Source organism: Lentibacillus sp., from assembly GCF_035301675.1.
In the GTDB taxonomy this organism is placed as follows: Bacteria; Bacillota; Bacilli; order Bacillales; family Amphibacillaceae; genus Lentibacillus.
The window spans coordinates 63,672-80,790 of the sequence record NZ_DATGTT010000052.1 but is presented as its reverse complement, the minus strand read 5'-3'; the positions used below and the strand labels follow the sequence as shown (position 1 = coordinate 80,790).

19 protein-coding genes are annotated in these 17,119 nt (G+C 42.8%); 17 read left to right on the top strand and 2 right to left on the bottom strand.

The annotated features are described in order from the left end of the window. The first annotated feature begins 21 nt into the window (after positions 1-21). From VK097_RS09415 to uvrC, 8 genes are all read left to right on the top strand, one after another. Positions 22-435 (top strand): DUF350 domain-containing protein, encoded by a 414-nt coding sequence (locus tag VK097_RS09415; protein ID WP_324211547.1) that lies wholly within the window; start codon positions 22-24, stop codon positions 433-435. Between the two features lie 174 nt (positions 436-609). Next, positions 610-2,292: a long-chain-fatty-acid--CoA ligase gene (locus VK097_RS09410; protein ID WP_324211546.1), complete on the top strand. Its 1,683-nt coding sequence runs from the start codon at positions 610-612 to the stop codon at positions 2,290-2,292. A 136-nt stretch (positions 2,293-2,428) separates the two neighbouring features. Next, the gene (gene fadR / locus VK097_RS09405; protein ID WP_324211545.1) at positions 2,429-3,016 is read left to right on the top strand and encodes a fatty acid metabolism transcriptional regulator FadR; all 588 of its coding nucleotides are present in this window, start codon (positions 2,429-2,431) and stop codon (positions 3,014-3,016) included. A gap of 15 nt (positions 3,017-3,031) precedes the next feature. Next, complete coding sequence (locus tag VK097_RS09400) at positions 3,032-3,805, top strand: enoyl-CoA hydratase (RefSeq protein ID WP_324211544.1); 774 nt, start codon at positions 3,032-3,034, stop codon at positions 3,803-3,805. Between the two features lie 26 nt (positions 3,806-3,831). Beyond that, on the top strand, positions 3,832-4,605 hold the full coding sequence (locus tag VK097_RS09395; protein WP_324211543.1) for an electron transfer flavoprotein subunit beta/FixA family protein: 774 nt from the start codon (positions 3,832-3,834) through the stop codon (positions 4,603-4,605). A gap of 27 nt (positions 4,606-4,632) precedes the next feature. Further along, a complete protein-coding gene (locus tag VK097_RS09390) occupies positions 4,633-5,598 on the top strand; it encodes an electron transfer flavoprotein subunit alpha/FixB family protein (protein ID WP_324211542.1) in 966 nt (321 codons plus the stop codon). 154 nt (positions 5,599-5,752) lie between these two features. Next, positions 5,753-6,070: a thioredoxin gene (gene trxA / locus VK097_RS09385; RefSeq protein WP_010532457.1), complete on the top strand. Its 318-nt coding sequence runs from the start codon at positions 5,753-5,755 to the stop codon at positions 6,068-6,070. A 106-nt stretch (positions 6,071-6,176) separates the two neighbouring features. Next, positions 6,177-7,970, top strand: a complete 1,794-nt coding sequence (gene uvrC / locus VK097_RS09380; RefSeq protein WP_324211541.1) for an excinuclease ABC subunit UvrC — start codon at positions 6,177-6,179, stop codon at positions 7,968-7,970. Between the two features lie 71 nt (positions 7,971-8,041). Here uvrC and VK097_RS09375 read toward each other — a convergent pair whose 3' ends face one another. Beyond that, positions 8,042-8,479, bottom strand: coding sequence for a YslB family protein (locus VK097_RS09375; protein ID WP_324211540.1), 438 nt, complete (start codon positions 8,477-8,479; stop codon positions 8,042-8,044). Between the two features lie 288 nt (positions 8,480-8,767). On the opposite strand from VK097_RS09375, the gene VK097_RS09370 reads away from it, so the two are divergent. The 4 genes from VK097_RS09370 to VK097_RS09355 all read left to right on the top strand — a co-directional run bounded on the left by VK097_RS09370 (position 8,768) and on the right by VK097_RS09355 (position 12,467). After that, positions 8,768-9,388: a succinate dehydrogenase cytochrome b558 subunit gene (locus tag VK097_RS09370; protein ID WP_324211539.1), complete on the top strand. Its 621-nt coding sequence runs from the start codon at positions 8,768-8,770 to the stop codon at positions 9,386-9,388. A gap of 28 nt (positions 9,389-9,416) precedes the next feature. Then, complete coding sequence (sdhA, locus tag VK097_RS09365) at positions 9,417-11,186, top strand: succinate dehydrogenase flavoprotein subunit (protein WP_324211538.1); 1,770 nt, start codon at positions 9,417-9,419, stop codon at positions 11,184-11,186. 2 nt (positions 11,187-11,188) lie between these two features. Further along, positions 11,189-11,953, top strand: coding sequence for a succinate dehydrogenase iron-sulfur subunit (gene sdhB / locus VK097_RS09360; RefSeq protein WP_324211537.1), 765 nt, complete (start codon positions 11,189-11,191; stop codon positions 11,951-11,953). 73 nt (positions 11,954-12,026) lie between these two features. Next, entirely contained in the window at positions 12,027-12,467 is a 441-nt protein-coding gene (locus VK097_RS09355) for an acyl-CoA thioesterase (protein ID WP_324211536.1), read from the top strand. A gap of 55 nt (positions 12,468-12,522) precedes the next feature. Here VK097_RS09355 and VK097_RS09350 read toward each other — a convergent pair whose 3' ends face one another. Then, complete coding sequence (locus VK097_RS09350; protein ID WP_324211535.1) at positions 12,523-12,747, bottom strand: helix-turn-helix domain-containing protein; 225 nt, start codon at positions 12,745-12,747, stop codon at positions 12,523-12,525. Between the two features lie 252 nt (positions 12,748-12,999). Here VK097_RS09350 and VK097_RS09345 point away from each other — a divergent pair, with 252 nt between their 5' ends. The 5 genes from VK097_RS09345 to VK097_RS09325 all read left to right on the top strand — a co-directional run bounded on the left by VK097_RS09345 (position 13,000) and on the right by VK097_RS09325 (position 17,105). Then, positions 13,000-13,449, top strand: coding sequence for a MarR family winged helix-turn-helix transcriptional regulator (locus tag VK097_RS09345; protein WP_324211534.1), 450 nt, complete (start codon positions 13,000-13,002; stop codon positions 13,447-13,449). Positions 13,450-13,470: 21 nt separating this feature from the next. After that, positions 13,471-14,289: a glutamate racemase gene (gene racE / locus VK097_RS09340; protein WP_324211533.1), complete on the top strand. Its 819-nt coding sequence runs from the start codon at positions 13,471-13,473 to the stop codon at positions 14,287-14,289. Positions 14,290-14,474: 185 nt separating this feature from the next. After that, positions 14,475-15,590 carry a GerMN domain-containing protein gene (locus tag VK097_RS09335; RefSeq protein WP_324211532.1) on the top strand — a complete coding sequence of 372 codons (1,116 nt, stop codon included), beginning with the start codon at positions 14,475-14,477 and terminating at the stop codon, positions 15,588-15,590. Between the two features lie 148 nt (positions 15,591-15,738). Further along, positions 15,739-16,512, top strand: a complete 774-nt coding sequence (gene rph, locus VK097_RS09330; RefSeq protein ID WP_324211531.1) for a ribonuclease PH — start codon at positions 15,739-15,741, stop codon at positions 16,510-16,512. Further along, positions 16,509-17,105, top strand: coding sequence for an XTP/dITP diphosphatase (locus VK097_RS09325; RefSeq protein WP_324211530.1), 597 nt, complete (start codon positions 16,509-16,511; stop codon positions 17,103-17,105). Before rph ends, VK097_RS09325 begins: the two co-directional genes overlap by 4 nt. Positions 17,106-17,119: the final 14 nt, after the last annotated feature.

Below are 17,119 nucleotides of genomic sequence, written 5' to 3'. Positions count from 1 at the left end.
GGCAAAAGGAGTTCAGTAATAATGGCTGCTTTTTGGGAAAATATTTTCATTGAGACCGCTGCAAGATACAGTGTCGTCATTCTTTGTACCATTGTGTTTTTGGCCATATTTGAATTTGTTACATCATACCGTAACTGGCAGGAAATCAAAAAAGGCAATCTGGCGGTGGCTATGGCAACCGGAGGAAAAATATTTGGTATCGCAACGGTTTTCCGGTATTCCATCGAGCATAATGACACGCTGATTGAGAGTATAGGGTGGGGCGCTTTTGGGTTCGTCCTGCTTCTGTTCGGTTATTTCGTCTTTGAATTCATGACACCAACGATTAATACTGATGAAGAAATCGGGAAAGGAAATAAGGCGGTAGGACTCATATCAATGCTTATTTCCGTCGGTTTATCATTCGTTATCGGGGCAAGTATTGGAGGAGATTAAACTGTTTCTGGAAAAACTGACAAAAGCGATGTTTATCGTAGCTGTCGTATTTATAGTTGTTGGGGTTATCTATTTTCTTTAGAAAAAAATTTAGAAAAATAAGTGATTAAAGTTTCAAAAAATACTTATTTATCGGTATAATAAAAGTATCATACAAATAAAGGAGGAATTCCAATGGGTGAAGAAAAAAGGTGGCATACCCACTATCCTGATGAAATCCCGACAACCATCGCGTATGATGAACAGCCGCTTACTTCTTTTCTGGCATCTTCGGCCCTACGTTTCCCGGATAAGAAAGCGCTTCACTTTATGGGGAATGAAATGACATTTGCAGATGTCTATTCCGAGGCAAGAAAGCTGGCGGCGTACTTCCAGTCACTGGGGCTTGAAAAGGGAGACAGGGTCGCCATAATGCTTCCGAATAGTCCACAGGCGGTCATAGGTTATTATGGAGCTTTGCTTGCAGGGGGGATCGTTGTACAAACGAACCCGCTTTACAAAGAAAGGGAACTGGAATTTCAGCTGAACGATTCCGGTGCAACATTCATTATCTGTCTGGACATATTGCTTCCGCGTGTCAGTAATGTGCATGCGAGTACATCACTGAAACATACGATTGTAACGGGTATTAAGGATTACTTGCCTTTTCCTAAAAACCTTGTATACCCATTTATTCAGAAGAAAGAATATAAAATGCTTGTGAAAGTGGAGCAGTCAGAGGACACACACATTTGGGAAGCAGTAATGGATGAAGGTCATGAAAATTATACCCCGGTCGATATTGATGCGAAGGAGGATTTGGCATTGCTGCAGTATACCGGCGGGACAACCGGGAATCCTAAAGGTGTTATGCTAACCCATTACAATTTGGTTGCCAACGTCCAAATGTGTCAGAAGTGGTTATATAAATCAAAACCCGGTGAAAAAGTTTTGGGTGTACTGCCATTTTTTCACGTATACGGGATGACCACCGTTATGAATATGTCTATTATGTATGGCTATGAAATGATTCTGATGCCCAAATTTGATGCTGAGGACGTGCTTAAAACAATTCAAAAACAGAAACCGTCCATGTTTCCGGGCGCCCCAACGATTTATGTCGGTCTGTTAAATCATCCGAATCTAAAAAAATATGACCTGTCATCAATTGATGCATGTATAAGCGGATCTGCTCCATTACCAGTTGAGGTGCAGGAACAGTTTGAGAAGGTCACCGATGGCAATGTCGTGGAAGGATATGGATTGACCGAATCATCTCCGGTTACACATGCAAACTTCATATGGGGCAAGCGGATTAATGGCAGTATTGGTGTACCTTGGCCTGATACTGATGCGAAAATCATCACGGAAACGGGGGAGGAAGCAGCTATAGGCGAGGTCGGTGAAATTGCCGTCAAAGGACCGCAGATTATGAAAGGTTACTGGAATAATCAGGAAGAGACGGATAACGTCCTGAAAGATGGCTGGTTATTTACCGGCGACATGGGCTATATGGATGAAGATGGCTATTTTTACGTGGCCGACCGGAAAAAGAATGTGATTATTGCCGGAGGGTTTAATATTTACCCGCGGGAAGTGGAAGAAGTATTATATGAACATGAAGCAGTCCAGGAGGCTGTGGTCGCAGGGATTCCGGATCCGTATCGCGGTGAAACGGTTAAAGCATACGTTGTGCTTAAAGATGGTCATGAAGTGGACGAAAAAGAATTAAATGCCTATTGCCGGAACAATCTCGCAGCGTTTAAGGTGCCAAGAATATACGAATTCCGTGATGAATTGCCAAAAACAGCCGTCGGGAAAATTCTGCGGCGTCAGCTGATCGAAGAAGAAAAAGAAGCAAATAAGGAGACTGTCTGACACGTGAGTTACCCTCTTTTGTATTGGTCTTTTGAACAAACTGTATATTGACAGATTCACTTTAATTTTATAAACTTAAACATGAATGATTATTCATTCACTTTCTGGTGGTAACGTGTTTGCTAAGGAGATAGAGATGCGAAAGAAAAAACCAAAATACAACCAAATTATCGAGGCGGCCGTGGAGGTCATCGCAGAAAATGGGTACCATGCTTCACAAGTATCTAAAATTGCTAAAAAAGCAGGTGTTGCCGACGGAACCATTTACCTCTATTTTAATAATAAAGAGGATATTCTAATATCTGTTTTTGAGGAAAAAATGGGTCAGTTTATTGAAAAAATCGCCCTCGGCATCAGCAAATTGCGTAATGCTGAGGAGAAACTGTTTAAGCTGATTGAAATGCATTTCCACCAGCTTTCCGAAGATCATAATCTGGCCATTGTGACTCAGCTGGAATTAAGACAGTCCAATACGGATCTCAGATTGAAAATTAATCAGATTTTAAAGCCCTATTTAACCGTTATTGATGATATAATCGTAGAGGGGACCAGGGAAAACGTTTTTCGGGATGATCTGAATAGTCTGCTTGCCAGACAGATGATTTTTGGCACTCTGGATGAAATAGTGACAAACTGGGTCATGAAAGAACAGAAGTATGATCTCGTCCGGGAAGCTCCGGAAGTTCATGCATTCATCATTAACGGTCTTTCCGCAAAAAAATAAAAAGGGGGGATTGATTTGACAACATTCGCTTATGAAGTAAAAAATAACGTAGCGGTGCTGACGATTCAAAGTCCGCCGGCAAACGCGTTGTCCAGTGGTCTGTTAGACGATTTAAGTGAAAGGCTCGACCAAATTGAAACCGATAACACGGTAAAAGCTGTCGTTCTGAATGGAGAAGGCAAGTTCTTTTCTGCAGGAGCCGATATAAAAGAATTTACGGCATTGCAAAATGACTCTGACTATGAGGCTTTATCCATAAAGGGACATCAGCTGTTCGAAAGAATTGAACACTTTAAGGTACCGGTCATTGCTGCGATTCACGGTGCTGCTTTAGGAGGGGGCCTTGAACTTGCCATGGCTTGTCACATTCGGATAGCCGGTGAAAATGCCAAACTTGGTCTGCCTGAACTGACGCTGGGAATTATCCCTGGTTTTGCCGGTACGCAGCGCCTGCCGCAATATGTTGGAACAGCAAAAGCATATGAAATGATTTTAACGGGCCAGCCGATTACAGGAAAAGAAGCAAAAGAATCAGGGTTGGCAAACCAGGCTGTTCAGGATGAAGAAGTGTTTGAGAAGACTTTTGAACTTGCCCGGTCAATTGCCGTTAAAGGCAAACTGTCTATTGAAGCAGTTATGGAGCTGATTCCTTATTCGAAATCGGAACGGTTTGCCAAAGGTCTACAGGAAGAAGCCAAAGCATTCGCGAAAGTATTCGGGACAGAAGACGCGACAGAAGGCATTCAGGCCTTTATTGAAAAGCGCAAACCGGACTTTCGTGATAAATAGATTGATAGAGACAAGGAGGAACGAATATGAACATCTACGTATTGCTTAAAAGAACGTTTGATACGGAAGAAAAGATTGTTGTATCTGACGGCCGAATTGAGGATGAAAGTGCTGAATACATTATCAACCCATACGATGAGTATGCGGTGGAAGAAGCGATTAAACAGCGCGACGAACATGGCGGAGAAGTGACGGTTGTAACTGCAGGTGATGAAGAATCCGAAAAACAGTTGCGTACGGCTCTTGCCATGGGAGCGGATAAGGCTGTCCTGATTAACACAGAAGATGACGTCGAGGACGGGGATCAATTTACTACAGCACAAATCCTAAAAGCCTATTTTGAAGATAAAGAAGCCGACCTTATCCTGGGAGGAAACGTGGCCATCGATGAGGCAAGCGGTCAGGTCGGTCCAAGACTCGCTGAAAGTCTGGGAATCAACTACGTGACGACTATAACGGCACTTGAGATTGATGGCGAGACAGCTAATATCGATAAAGATGTTGAAGGTGATGTCGAGAAAATCGAAACAAGCCTGCCGGTGCTGGTCACTTGTCAGCAAGGTCTTAACGAGCCAAGATATCCATCGCTTCCGGGAATCATGAAAGCAAAGAAAAAACCGCTGGAAGAACTGGAAATAGATGATTTGGATCTTGACGAAGATGATGTCGAAGCAAAAACTGAAACGGTTGAAATATTCCTGCCTCCCGAAAAAGAAGCAGGACGTATTCTCGAAGGCGAGATTGATGATCAGGTGAATGAATTGATCTCCCTGCTTAAAGATGACGCAAAAGTACTTTAATCATAACGGAGAGGAGAGGGAAAAAGTATGAAACTATTAATCATAGGCGAAGCAAGAGATGGTGAATTGCGCAATGTAACATTTGAAGCAATCGCAGCTGCCAAAAAGATAGATTCCGGTGCGGAGATTGTCGGCGTCTTGTGCGGCAGTGATGATCTGAGTGATTCAGCACAGGAAATTATCTATCACGGTGCAGACCGTGTCGTAACGGTAAAACATGATGATTTGGAATCATATACTTCTGAGGGCTATTCCCAGGCGATTATGGCAGTTATTGAAGATGAATCACCGGATGGTATTGTCATGGGCCACACTGCAATTGGCAAGGATTTGACACCTAAGCTTGCTGCAAAACTTGAATCCGGTCTAATTTCAGATGCGACTGATATTGAAAATGATGGTGATAAAGCTGTATTTATCAGACCGATTTATTCCGGAAAGGCATTTGAGAAAAAGGTTATTACAAGCGGCTTAACGTTTGTAACGATCCGCCCGAACAATATCCCGGCATTGAACCGTGATGGGTCACGCTCCGGTGATGTAACATCAAAAGATGTTGATGTAAAAGACATCAAAACAGTCATTAAAGATGTCATCCGCAAAGCTTCTGAAGGCGTTGATTTATCCGAGGCAAATGTTATTATTGCCGGCGGACGCGGTGTAAAAAGTGCAGAAGGCTTTGAACCTTTGCATGAACTTGCCGATGTATTGGGAGGGGCAGTAGGAGCATCGCGTGGTGCATGTGATGCGGAATACTGTGACTATTCCCTGCAGATCGGCCAGACCGGTAAAGTAGTAACACCTGATTTATATATTGCTGTCGGGATTTCAGGTGCTATCCAGCACTTAGCCGGAATGTCAAACTCAAAAGTAATTGTTGCAATAAACAAGGATCCGGAAGCTAATATCTTCAATGTAGCGGATTATGGAATTGTCGGCGATGTATTTGAAGTGATTCCAAAACTGACCGAAGAACTCAAGCAGAAAGTATAGAACCTTTAAAAGGTCTGATCAATTTTAGGTCAGACCTTTTATACTAACAGGATGCGTCTGTCTTTCGTCGAACGAATAAGCAAAGTATTCGCGAGGAAATACTAACGATGGTATACTTAAAACCATAGTTTAGTGATTGAGGAGGGAAATAATAATGGCAATTGAACATGTAACTGACCAAAATTTTGGCCAGGAAACAGCTGAAGGTCTAGTGCTGGCTGATTTTTGGGCGCCATGGTGCGGACCATGCAAAATGATTGCACCCGTACTGGAAGAAATAGACGGTGAAATGGAAGATAAAGTGCAAATTGTTAAACTTGATGTAGATGAAAATCAGGAAACCGCCGGAAAATACGGGGTTATGAGCATACCAACACTTCTGCTTTTCAAAGACGGAAAAGTCGTCGATCAAGTAGTTGGTTTCCAGCCAAAAGAAGCACTGGTTGATTTAATTAACAAACATGCCTCTTAAGGTGTATACTATTATTCGGAATTGTTGACAGAATCCCTTGCCACATTATGTGGGGCAAGGGATTCTGTGTAATCTGGAACAATTTTATCGGGGGATGAGTTTGCAGATGAACCAGCAACTAAGTGAAAAATTGGCCGTTTTGCCGGCGCAGCCCGGTTGTTATCTGATGAAAGATAAAAATGGTACTGTCATCTATGTCGGAAAATCGAAAAAGCTCCGAAACAGAGTCCGCTCTTATTTTACCGGTGCAAATGATCGGAAGACACAGCGGCTGGTTCAGGAGATTCAGGATTTTGAGTATATTGTAACCACATCCGAAATGGAAGCATTGATTCTGGAGATGAATTTAATTAAGAAGTATGACCCCAGATACAATGTCCGCCTGAAAGACGATAAATCATACCCGTATTTAAAAATCACTTCCGAGCGGCACCCGCGTCTGCTTATCACACGGAACATAAAAAAAGATAAAGGGAAATATTTTGGCCCGTACACCAATGTATTGGCCGCCAGGGAGGCCAAAAAATTGCTTGACCGGCTATATCCGCTGCGTAAGTGCAATAACCCCCCGGGACGTCCATGCATTTATTATCATATGGGTCAATGTCTGGCCTGCAGCGAAAAGTCTGTGCCTGAAGAAACATATAAAAAAATCACGCAGAACATCACATCGTTTTTACAGGGGGGACATAAAGAGATCAAAAAGGACCTGACTGCAAAAATGCATGAAGCAAGTGAAGAGCTTAATTTTGAACGGGCAAAAGAACTTCGTGATCTGATCCAGCATCTTGAAGCTGTTATGGAGCAGCAGAAAATGACACTAAATGATCAGGTTGATCGTGATATATTCGGTTACAGTTATGACAAAGGCTGGATGTGCATCCAAGTGTTCTTCGTCAGACAGGGAAATTTGATTGAACGAGATGTGTCGATCTTTCCGTTTTTCGACGACCCTGTTGAAACGTTTGTCAGTTTTATTGGGCGATTTTATCTACATCAGCGCCATTTGAAGCCGAAACAATTGCTGGTCCCGATTGGCACGGATACAGGTATATTAAGTGAATTATTGGAAATAAATGTACACACACCATTTCGGGGCAGAAAAAAAGAACTTGTCGAATTGGCTATGAAAAACGCTGACATTGCACTCTATGAAAAGTTTTCCTTAATAGAACGTGATGAGGAAAGGACGATACAAGCGGTGGAAAAGTTGGGTGAATCGCTGAATATTGAAATCCCGCACCGTATTGAAGCCTTTGATAACTCTAATATACAAGGAACTGACCCGGTTTCGGCCATGGTTGTTTTTACCGATGGAAGACCTGATAAAAAAGAGTATCGCAAATATAAAATCAGGGATGTTAAAGGCCCGGATGATTATGAAACTATGCGGGAAGTCATCCGCCGGCGGTATTCAAGAGTATTGAAAGAGGAGCATCAGCTCCCTGACTTGATTATTGTTGATGGCGGGAAGGGGCAGATGAGTGCCGCGCTGGATGTCCTGGAAAATGAACTTGGCCTGGATATTCCGTTATGCGGTCTGGCGAAGGATGATAAACACAAAACAAGCGAATTGCTGTATGGTCATCCGCCTGCTATTATTCCATTGTCAAGAAAATCCCAGGCGTTTTATCTGGTGCAGCGGGTTCAGGATGAAGTTCACCGGTTTGCGGTTTCGTTTCACAGGCAACTGCGCGGGAAAAATCTGGTGCAGTCAGAGCTCGATAAGATCCCAGGGGTTGGCAAACAGCGGAGGCGGTTGCTGCTAAGGCATTTTAAGAATGTCAGTGAAATAAAAAAAGCTTCAATTGAGGATATTACAAAATTGGGTGTACCGCAAAATGTCGCCAAAAAAATATTGTCTCACCTGAATAATGAAGAGGGAAGCGAAAAAACGTAAGTCATTCGGCTTCCCTTTGATTTATTTATCTGCAAAAAAGAGGGATATTTTCACAGTGGTGTTCTGATAATTTAATCCGTAAACACGACGGTGAATTCGATTTGGTGAATTTTTTCATACAATTCTTCTTTGCATTCGCATGAGCGTTCTTTAATCCGTTCAATTGATTCGGATAAAAAACCTGCTTCAAGCCGAAAATCGGTATACAGAGGAGCATTGAGACGGTATACGACTGAATCAGCCATCAATTGAAAAATAAGTTCATTCTTTTTTTCTTTAACCAATTCTAATTGTCCCCACCCTAGTTTATCAAATGCATAGACAACGTCTGATACAGTTTGGATATCCAATTTTCTGGAAAGATTCTTCCCCATAAAATAGAGGAGGGTAGGTGATTCCTGGCCAAATATATCTGGTAAACCGATGTATCGGATAACGTCGTATCCTGCTCCGGTTGTATGTAATTGATCGAGAAGTGTGACAGGCATGGAATCGTGATTTTTTGACATTGATGTCATCCTTTCCCCAGTAACAAATGCACGGATAAATACATTGTTTCAATGAAATGTTTTTCTTTTATTATTATCTATGCAAAAGCGTCAAAGTTCAAGCGATGTCGGCAAGTTTATGGTGTCGCGGCACACAAGTATATTTCCTTTTCTTGACGCCTTTCATAGTTAGAAGTACAATAAATATGTCATAAATTGTACATTTTTGGGCAATAAAAGTATAGGGGATTATTGTTAAAAAATGTGCATCCTGTAAAACATAACATCTTAAACGAGGGGGGTAAACACATGGCAGAACATCGAGAATTTTTTTACCGCAGGCTCCATTCCCTGTTAGGCGTCATTCCAATTGGGTTTTTCCTTATTCAGCACCTGGTTGTTAACCATTTCGCAGTGTATGGCGAAGAAAGTTTTAATCAGGCGGCTTCTTTTATGCATGATTTGCCATTCCGGTTAGCACTGGAAATCCTGGTGATCTATCTGCCGATTTTATTCCATGCAATTTTGGGAGTTTATATTGTCTTTGTCGGAAAAAGCAATACAAAGCATTACGGTTATTTCCGTAACTGGATGTATCTGATGCAGCGGATAACAGGACTCATTACGTTTGTATTTATTGCATGGCATGTATGGGAGACACGGGTTCAAATTGGTCTTGGCAATGTTGAGCTGGATTACAATCTGATGGAAAACATTCTTTCCAACCCGGTCATGTTCTGGTTTTATATTATTGGTGTGATTTCGACCACATTCCATTTCGCCAATGGCCTTTGGAGCTTCCTTGTATCATGGGGCTTTACACAATCACCAAAATCCCAGAAATTTGCTACATACGCAACATTAATTGTCTTCCTGGCTCTTAGCTATGTTGGTGTCAGAGCACTAATTCAATTTGCTTACGGAGTTTAATACAGAGAACAAGGAGTGAGTATTCCAAATGAGTAATCGTAAAGTTATTGTTGTCGGAGGCGGTTTGGCTGGTCTCATGGCAACAATTAAAGCAGCAGAAGCAGGTGTGAATGTTGACTTGTTTTCTATTGTGCCTGTAAAACGGTCTCATTCTGTGTGTGCTCAAGGTGGAATTAACGGTGCAGTTAATACCAAAGGTGAGGGTGACTCACCATGGATTCACTTTGACGATACAGTTTACGGCGGGGATTTTCTCGCCAATCAACCACCGGTTAAAGCAATGTGTGATGCGGCTCCAAGCATTATCAATATGCTTGATCGCATGGGCGTTATGTTTAACCGCACACCTGAGGGACTGCTGGATTTCCGGCGTTTCGGTGGAACGCAGCATCACCGTACAGCATATGCAGGAGCAACAACAGGCCAGCAGCTGCTGTATGCATTGGATGAGCAAGTCCGCCGCTATGAAGTGGAAGGACTGGTTAATAAATATGAAAGCTGGGAATTTGTCGGTGCGATTGTTGATGAAGAAAATACCGGACGTGGAATTGTCGGTCAAAATATCCGGTCCCATGAGATCAAATCATTCCCTGCTGACGCTGTCATTTTGGCTTCAGGCGGACCAGGCATTATTTTTGGTAAATCGACCAACTCAATGATCAATACCGGTTCGGCAGCCAGCATTTTATACCGTCAGGGCGCCAAATATGCAAATGGTGAATTTATTCAAATCCATCCAACCGCTATACCGGGCGATGACAAACTTCGGCTGATGAGTGAGTCGGCACGCGGTGAAGGCGGCCGGGTCTGGACTTACAAAGATGGTGAACCGTGGTATTTCCTAGAAGAAAAGTATCCGGCATATGGTAACCTGGTGCCGCGTGATATTGCAACACGGGAGATTTTTGACGTGTGTGTTCATCAAAAACTCGGCATTAACGGGGAAAACATGGTTTATCTCGATTTGTCCCATAAAGACCCGAAAGAACTTGACGTTAAATTGGGCGGCATCATGGAAATATATGAAAAATTTGTAGGTGATGACCCGCGCAAAGTTCCAATGAAAATTTTCCCTGCTGTTCACTACTCAATGGGCGGTCTCTGGGTTGATTATGATCAGATGACTAGTATTCCGGGTATTTTTGCAGCCGGTGAGTGCGATTATTCCCAGCATGGGGGCAACCGTCTGGGAGCCAATTCACTGCTTTCAGCTATTTATGGCGGATCTGTAGCCGGACCTAAAGCGATTGAATACATCGATGGTCTTGAGAAACATGTTGAGGACCTGCCGTCAAAACTGTTTGAAGACAGAGAAAAAGAAGAGCAGGAAAGGTTCGAAAAACTGATGCAAATGGACGGCACCGAAAATGCTTACCAGATTCATAAAGAACTGGGAGAATTAATGACAGATAACGTGACCGTTGTCCGCTACAATGATAAATTAAAAGAGACAGATAAGAAGATCCAGGAGCTGTTGGAGCGCTGGGAAAACATCAATATTAATGATACGTCCCGCTGGAACAACCAGGGTGTTATGTTCACCCGCCAGCTGGAGAGCATGCTCCATTTGGCACGCGTGATAACCAATGGTGCCCTGAAGCGTGATGAAACACGGGGTGCACACTACAAACCGGAGTTCCCTGAACGTGACGACGAAAACTTCCTGAAAACAACGATTGCTCAATACGATGAAAAGACCAACGATCCCGTCATCACGTATGAGGAAGTTGATTTATCACATATTCCGCCGCGTAAACGTGATTACACGCAAAAAAACGAACATGAAGGGAGTAAGTAATAATGGCTGAAGAAAGCACTGTTACGTTTATTATTACTCGTCAGGATAGCCCGGATTCTTCACCTTATGAAGAGACCTTTGAAATCCCGTACAAACCGGGTATGAACGTTATTTCCGGACTTATGGAAATTCGCAGGAACCCTGTGAATGCCAAGGGGGAAGGTACAGCGCCGGTTCAATGGGATATGAACTGTCTTGAAGAAGTCTGTGGTGCCTGTTCCATGATAATTAATGGAACAGCACGGCAGTCATGTGCCGCGCTTATTGATGATCTTGAACAACCAATCCGCTTAGAGCCAATGAGTACGTTCCCGGTAATCCGGGACCTCTTCGTTGATCGTGAACAAATGTTCGATGCCTTGAAACAAATAAAGGCATGGATTCCAATCGACGGAACACATGACCTCGGCCCAGGTCCCCGCATGCCGGAGAAAAAGCGGCAATGGGCTTATGAATTGTCAAAATGTATGACTTGCGGGGTATGCCTTGAGGCTTGTCCGAATGTGAATGACAAGTCGGACTTCATTGGTCCTGCTGCTTTATCACAAGCTCGTTTGTTCAATTCACATCCAACGGGGGAAATGAATGCGAGTGAACGTCTCGAAGGATTAATGGAAGACGGGGGCATTAGCGGCTGCAGTAACGCACAAAACTGTGTGCAGGTTTGCCCTAAAGGTATTCCATTGACAACATCGATCGCCGCAATGAACCGTGCAACGAACATTCAGGCATTCAAGAACTTCTTTGGCAGTGATGAAGCTCATTAAACTATGAAACTCTGAATCTCATGACCCTTGTCAGGCGTTGACAGGGGTCATTTTACCAGGGGGGACAGTCAAGTTGAGTAAGGTTTCATATATTGAAAATATGGAAAGTTGGCGGTCTGAGTTTTCTTTCTATATTCCTATCAAAATACGTTTTTCTGAAACGGACATGTTCGGGCATGTGAATAATGTATCACCATTTATTTATTTTGAGGAGGGACGTATTGAATTTCTAAAGTCCATCGGTATGTTTAATAATGATTACAGTGGAGGGATGCCCATTGTGGCAGATCTGCAATGCGATTATCTTAAACAGATGTATTTCAATGAGGAATTGCGCCTGTATGTTAAAGCTGATTATATCGGTACGACCTCATTTGATGTCCATTACATGGGTATAAACGGTGAAGGCGACCTCTGTCTGGCAGGACGGGGAAGAATGGTCTACATACATCCGGAGACCGGTAAACCGGTACCTTTATCCGACTCCATGAAAAGCAGTTTGCAGGCTAAATAGTGGTTCGTTATTTATAATGAAAAAAACCGACTTCCTTTAAGAAAGTCGGTTTTTTTCAGAGTTTCAACTCCCCCATGCGGAGAAGTTCTACCACTGCTTGCGATCGCCCCTTGACTCCTAATTTTTGCATTGAATTGGAAATGTGGTTCCGGACCGTTTTTTCAGATATGAACAATTCCTGGGCAATTTCCTTTGTTGTCTTATCTTGTACTAAGAGCTCGAAAACTTCTTTTTCACGTTTCGTTAGTAGCTGCTTTGGTTTGTACTTGTTGTCCTTCAAATGATAACCCCTCCTTGCTGTCAAAGAGCTGCATATGAAGGGTGAATTATTTAGTCACTATTAGCGTATGAAAATATGTGTAAACGGTGAGCACATTTTGAAAGGAAGTTTAATATTATGGCAGTAGTCCATTACATAAATTTTTCTCTCACATAATTCACTCTCCTTATTCATAGGAAACACTGCTATTTTTGTCATGATATGTTAAAATACGTATACGAAAATGGAATATTTCTGAGGGGGTCACCCGTATTGAATCATGAAATATCAGCAGAAACCATTGCGAATCTCGAAAAACGATTACGTTACATATCAGGTTTAATCAAGCAGAACGGGCGTAAAATACTGAACCATTACCCGATCACTTCACCGCAATTTATCGCCCTGCAGTTTTTAATTGAGGAAGATTTGACAATTGGTGAGCTGTCAAATAAAAATGGATTAGCATTCAGTACTACAACAGATCTGGTGGACCGGCTGGAAAAGAACAAGCTTGTTGAACGGGTAAGGGATACAAATGATCGGCGTGTCGTAAGGATTCATATTTTGTCAAAAGGCCGCACGATAATAGAAGAGGTTATCGGGAAACGTCAAGAATATTTGGGTGACATTTTGGAAAATTTTTCAAAGGATCAGACAGAATCATTAAATGAAATGCTTACGTTTTTGTATGAGGAAATGCAGCACGTCAATCATAAATAACAGCATGAAGAGGCGATTATTTTGAATCAGGCAATAGGTGTAATTGATTCCGGAGTAGGCGGTCTGACGGTTGTCCATGAGTTAATGCGGCAGCTGCCAAAAGAAAGTCTGATTTATTTGGGTGATACGCTCAGGTGTCCATACGGGCCGCGATCAGAAGGTGAGATCAAAACATTTACGTGGGAGTTGGCAGATTTCCTGCTTGAAAAAAATATTAAATTGCTTGTTGTAGCATGTAATACGGCTACAGCTTTTACGTTGGAGGAACTTAAGAAACATCTGTCAATTCCCGTTATTGGGGTTATCAAACCCGGGGCACGGGCAGCTGTCAAGTTTACAAAAAACAGCCACATAGGTGTCATCGGCACGGAAGGAACTATCCGAAGCAACGCCTATCCACGGGCATTGAAAAGTATTAGCGCTTATCTCCGCGTTAATTCGCTGGCATGCCCATTATTTGTGCCTATGGTTGAACAAGGCGTACTGTCGGGAACAGAGGCTGAGCAGATGGTTGGGGAGACCCTTTTGCCGATGAAGGAACAAAACCATATTGATACACTGATACTTGGTTGTACACATTATCCGTTAATCAAAGATACCATTCAAAAAGTGATCGGCAGTCAGGTCACGGTGATTTCCTCAAGCGAAGAAACAGCACGTGAGGTCAGCACTATCCTTGAGTTTTATGGTCAATTATATAATGGAACGATATCACCGGCACATCGTTTTTATACAACGGGAGAAATGGGCGTTTTTGCAAAGATCACAGAAGGGATTTTCAAAGAATCAGCTGAGTATTTTCAGTCTGTTACAATTGAAAGAGCTGTTCTTCCATACTAAATTGCGATTTGTTCAATTAACATTCAATGGTAAAAAGCGTGCCATTGAATGAAGTTTCATTTTAATACAGGATCCTCCCTGATAGTTATTTCTCAGGGGGGATTTAATTTTTTGTTTACAGGTTGGTCTAAAATTCTGATGAGCTCGTATATATAATAGTACAAACCATCGTAGGAGGGAAAAACATGCAGAAGCGCAGTCCATTGTTGTTATTGAGCCTAACGGTGTTTCTCACTATTATATTATCCGGATGTTTTCAGGGAGAGCAATCATTGGGTAACAAAGGAGAAATTGACCCGCCAAAGGATGCTGAAGCTGTCGATGATTTAGCGAATGAAACAAGCGGTAAAGCAAGTAAAGAAGAAGAAAATCAAAAAGGAGAAGAGGGTCAAAAGAAAACTAAAGGAGACACACCTTCAGCAACAGTAGACCGCCAGTTATATTTGCTTGATGCAAATGGAATGGTGGCGTCGCAGACTCTGGAACTGCCTCAACCTGAATCGAATACGGTAGCAGAACAGTCATTGGAATATCTTGTGAAAGATGGACCGGTCACATCGTTGCTGCCAAATGGTTTTCAGGCAGTTTTACCTGCCGGAACGCAAATTCTCGGATTGGATCTGCAGGATGATGGAACGATGATTGTTGATGTTTCCGAGGATTTCAAGAATTATAAAGCAGAAAATGAGCAGGAAATACTGCAGGCTATGACATATACAGTGACACAGTTTGAAAATGTGGATAGGATGAAACTGCGGATTAATGGAAAGAAGCAGGGCACCATGCCTGTTGATGGCACACCTATTGGTGACGGCTATTCAAGAGTTAATGGCATAAATCTGGTTCAATCCAATACGGTAGACTTGCTGGGGGCAGAACCGGTAACACTGTACTATCCGTCAGCTCAAGGCGAGAACAAGTATTTTGTTCCTGTAACCCAGCACATTGATGTTGAAGACAATAATCTGTATGGGTCCACGATTCAGGCTTTAATGCAAGGGCCGGTACCCGAAACTAATTTACAGCACGTTTTTAACAGCTCTGTACAATTGACCACTGATCCAAGTTTGAAAGAAGGTGTGCTTGAGGTGATCTTCAACCAGGATGTGTTGCAGGATACCGATAAGGCGGTTATTTCCAACGAGGTCATGGAAAGCCTTGTACGGACTTTGACACAGGATGAAGCGGTCGAGGCAGTGGAAGTGAAAGTGGAAGATGTCGAGACACTGTTTAATGAAAATGGTGAGCCATATACGGAGCCTGTTACCAAACAAACATTTATTTCAACAGAAAAATTGTAGTGCGAAAGGCTGCCAAAAAGCAAGCTCAAAAGGCTGCAGAGAGCAGTCTTTTTTTCTTTTAGCCTGGATTCATAATTCATGTGTCTTTGTAAAAAATATGTTAGGATAATTGATGTGATGATGCATAATGAAGGAGGCATAGGTTTTATTGAGATATGATCAGCGGCAACACAATGAATTGCGGCCTGTAACCATAACACCGGGTTTTGTTAAACATCCGGAAGGGTCTGTACTTATCGAATTTGGGGATACAAAAGTAATTTGCAATGCAAGTATTGAAGATCGTGTGCCCCCTTTTATGCGCGGTCAGGGGAAAGGCTGGATCACTGCAGAATATGCGATGCTTCCCCGGGCAACAGAACAGCGGAATATCCGCGAATCCTCCAAGGGTAAAGTCAGCGGACGGACGATGGAAATCCAGCGTTTAATCGGACGTGCTCTACGATCGGTTGTAGACTTGAATCAAATTGGCGAACGTACTGTATGGATTGACTGTGATGTTATCCAAGCTGATGGAGGCACGCGTACAGCCTCAATAACCGGGGCATTCGTTGCTGTTGTTATGGCGTTTGATAAATTACTTGAAGCTAAAACGATTAAAAAAATGCCTGTTACAGATTTTTTGGCAGCTATTTCAGTTGGTATTGCACCGGATGGGACAGAACTGCTCGATTTAAATTATAAAGAAGACTCTGAAGCCTCTGTCGATATGAACGTGGTGATGACAGGCGGAGGGGAGTTTATTGAAATCCAGGGAACCGGTGAAGAAGCAACATTCACCGGCGATCAGCTGCAGACGATGCTTGACCTGGCCGGCAGCGGAGTGGAGGATTTAAATGTCATTCAAAAATCGATACTGGGTAAACTTGCTGACCGGATCGGGGAGACAAAAAAGAAAAAAGCAAAGGAAGACTCACCATGAACGAAATGATTATTGCGACGAAAAATAGTGGTAAAGCGAAAGAATTTAAAACATTTTTTGCTGAATATGGTATAAAAGCAGTGTCACTTTCTGAACTTTCCCATGAAATTGAAGACATTGAGGAAACAGGTTCGACATTTGAGAAAAATGCTGAATTGAAAGCCGAACAAATAGCGGAATTGCTGCAGTCCCCCGTGCTGGCTGACGATTCCGGTATGGTGGTGGATGCACTGGATGGGCGGCCTGGCGTTTTTTCAGCCAGATTCGCCGGTGAACCGAAAGATGATCAGAAGAACATTGATAAAGTGCTGGCTGAATTGCTGGATGTGGAAGCGGCCAATCGCACAGCACGGTTCGTGTGTGTGCTGGCAGTATCTGCCCCAGGTGAAGAAACGGTGTTTAGAAAAGGATACTGTGATGGCAGAATTGCTGATACACAGGCGGGTCATAACGGGTTCGGCTATGATCCGATATTTATACCAAAAGGCTATTCAGAAACGATGGCACAACTTTCTTCGGACGTAAAGAATCAGATCAGCCACCGGAGTGATGCTATTCGTCAATTACGGGATTGGGTCAAAAATTTGCGGTAATCAAATGAGGTGAT

Coding starts and splice junctions, on each gene's coding strand:
- VK097_RS09415 (WP_324211547.1), top strand. CDS start 22: ATGGCTGCTTTTTGGGAAAATATTTTCATTGAGACCGCTGCAAGATAC.
- VK097_RS09410 (WP_324211546.1), top strand. CDS start 610: ATGGGTGAAGAAAAAAGGTGGCATACCCACTATCCTGATGAAATCCCG.
- fadR (WP_324211545.1), top strand. CDS start 2,429: ATGCGAAAGAAAAAACCAAAATACAACCAAATTATCGAGGCGGCCGTG.
- VK097_RS09395 (WP_324211543.1), top strand. CDS start 3,832: ATGAACATCTACGTATTGCTTAAAAGAACGTTTGATACGGAAGAAAAG.
- VK097_RS09390 (WP_324211542.1), top strand. CDS start 4,633: ATGAAACTATTAATCATAGGCGAAGCAAGAGATGGTGAATTGCGCAAT.
- trxA (WP_010532457.1), top strand. CDS start 5,753: ATGGCAATTGAACATGTAACTGACCAAAATTTTGGCCAGGAAACAGCT.
- uvrC (WP_324211541.1), top strand. CDS start 6,177: ATGAACCAGCAACTAAGTGAAAAATTGGCCGTTTTGCCGGCGCAGCCC.
- VK097_RS09375 (WP_324211540.1), bottom strand. CDS start 8,479: ATGTCAAAAAATCACGATTCCATGCCTGTCACACTTCTCGATCAATTA.
- VK097_RS09370 (WP_324211539.1), top strand. CDS start 8,768: ATGGCAGAACATCGAGAATTTTTTTACCGCAGGCTCCATTCCCTGTTA.
- sdhA (WP_324211538.1), top strand. CDS start 9,417: ATGAGTAATCGTAAAGTTATTGTTGTCGGAGGCGGTTTGGCTGGTCTC.
- sdhB (WP_324211537.1), top strand. CDS start 11,189: ATGGCTGAAGAAAGCACTGTTACGTTTATTATTACTCGTCAGGATAGC.
- VK097_RS09335 (WP_324211532.1), top strand. CDS start 14,475: ATGCAGAAGCGCAGTCCATTGTTGTTATTGAGCCTAACGGTGTTTCTC.
- VK097_RS09325 (WP_324211530.1), top strand. CDS start 16,509: ATGAACGAAATGATTATTGCGACGAAAAATAGTGGTAAAGCGAAAGAA.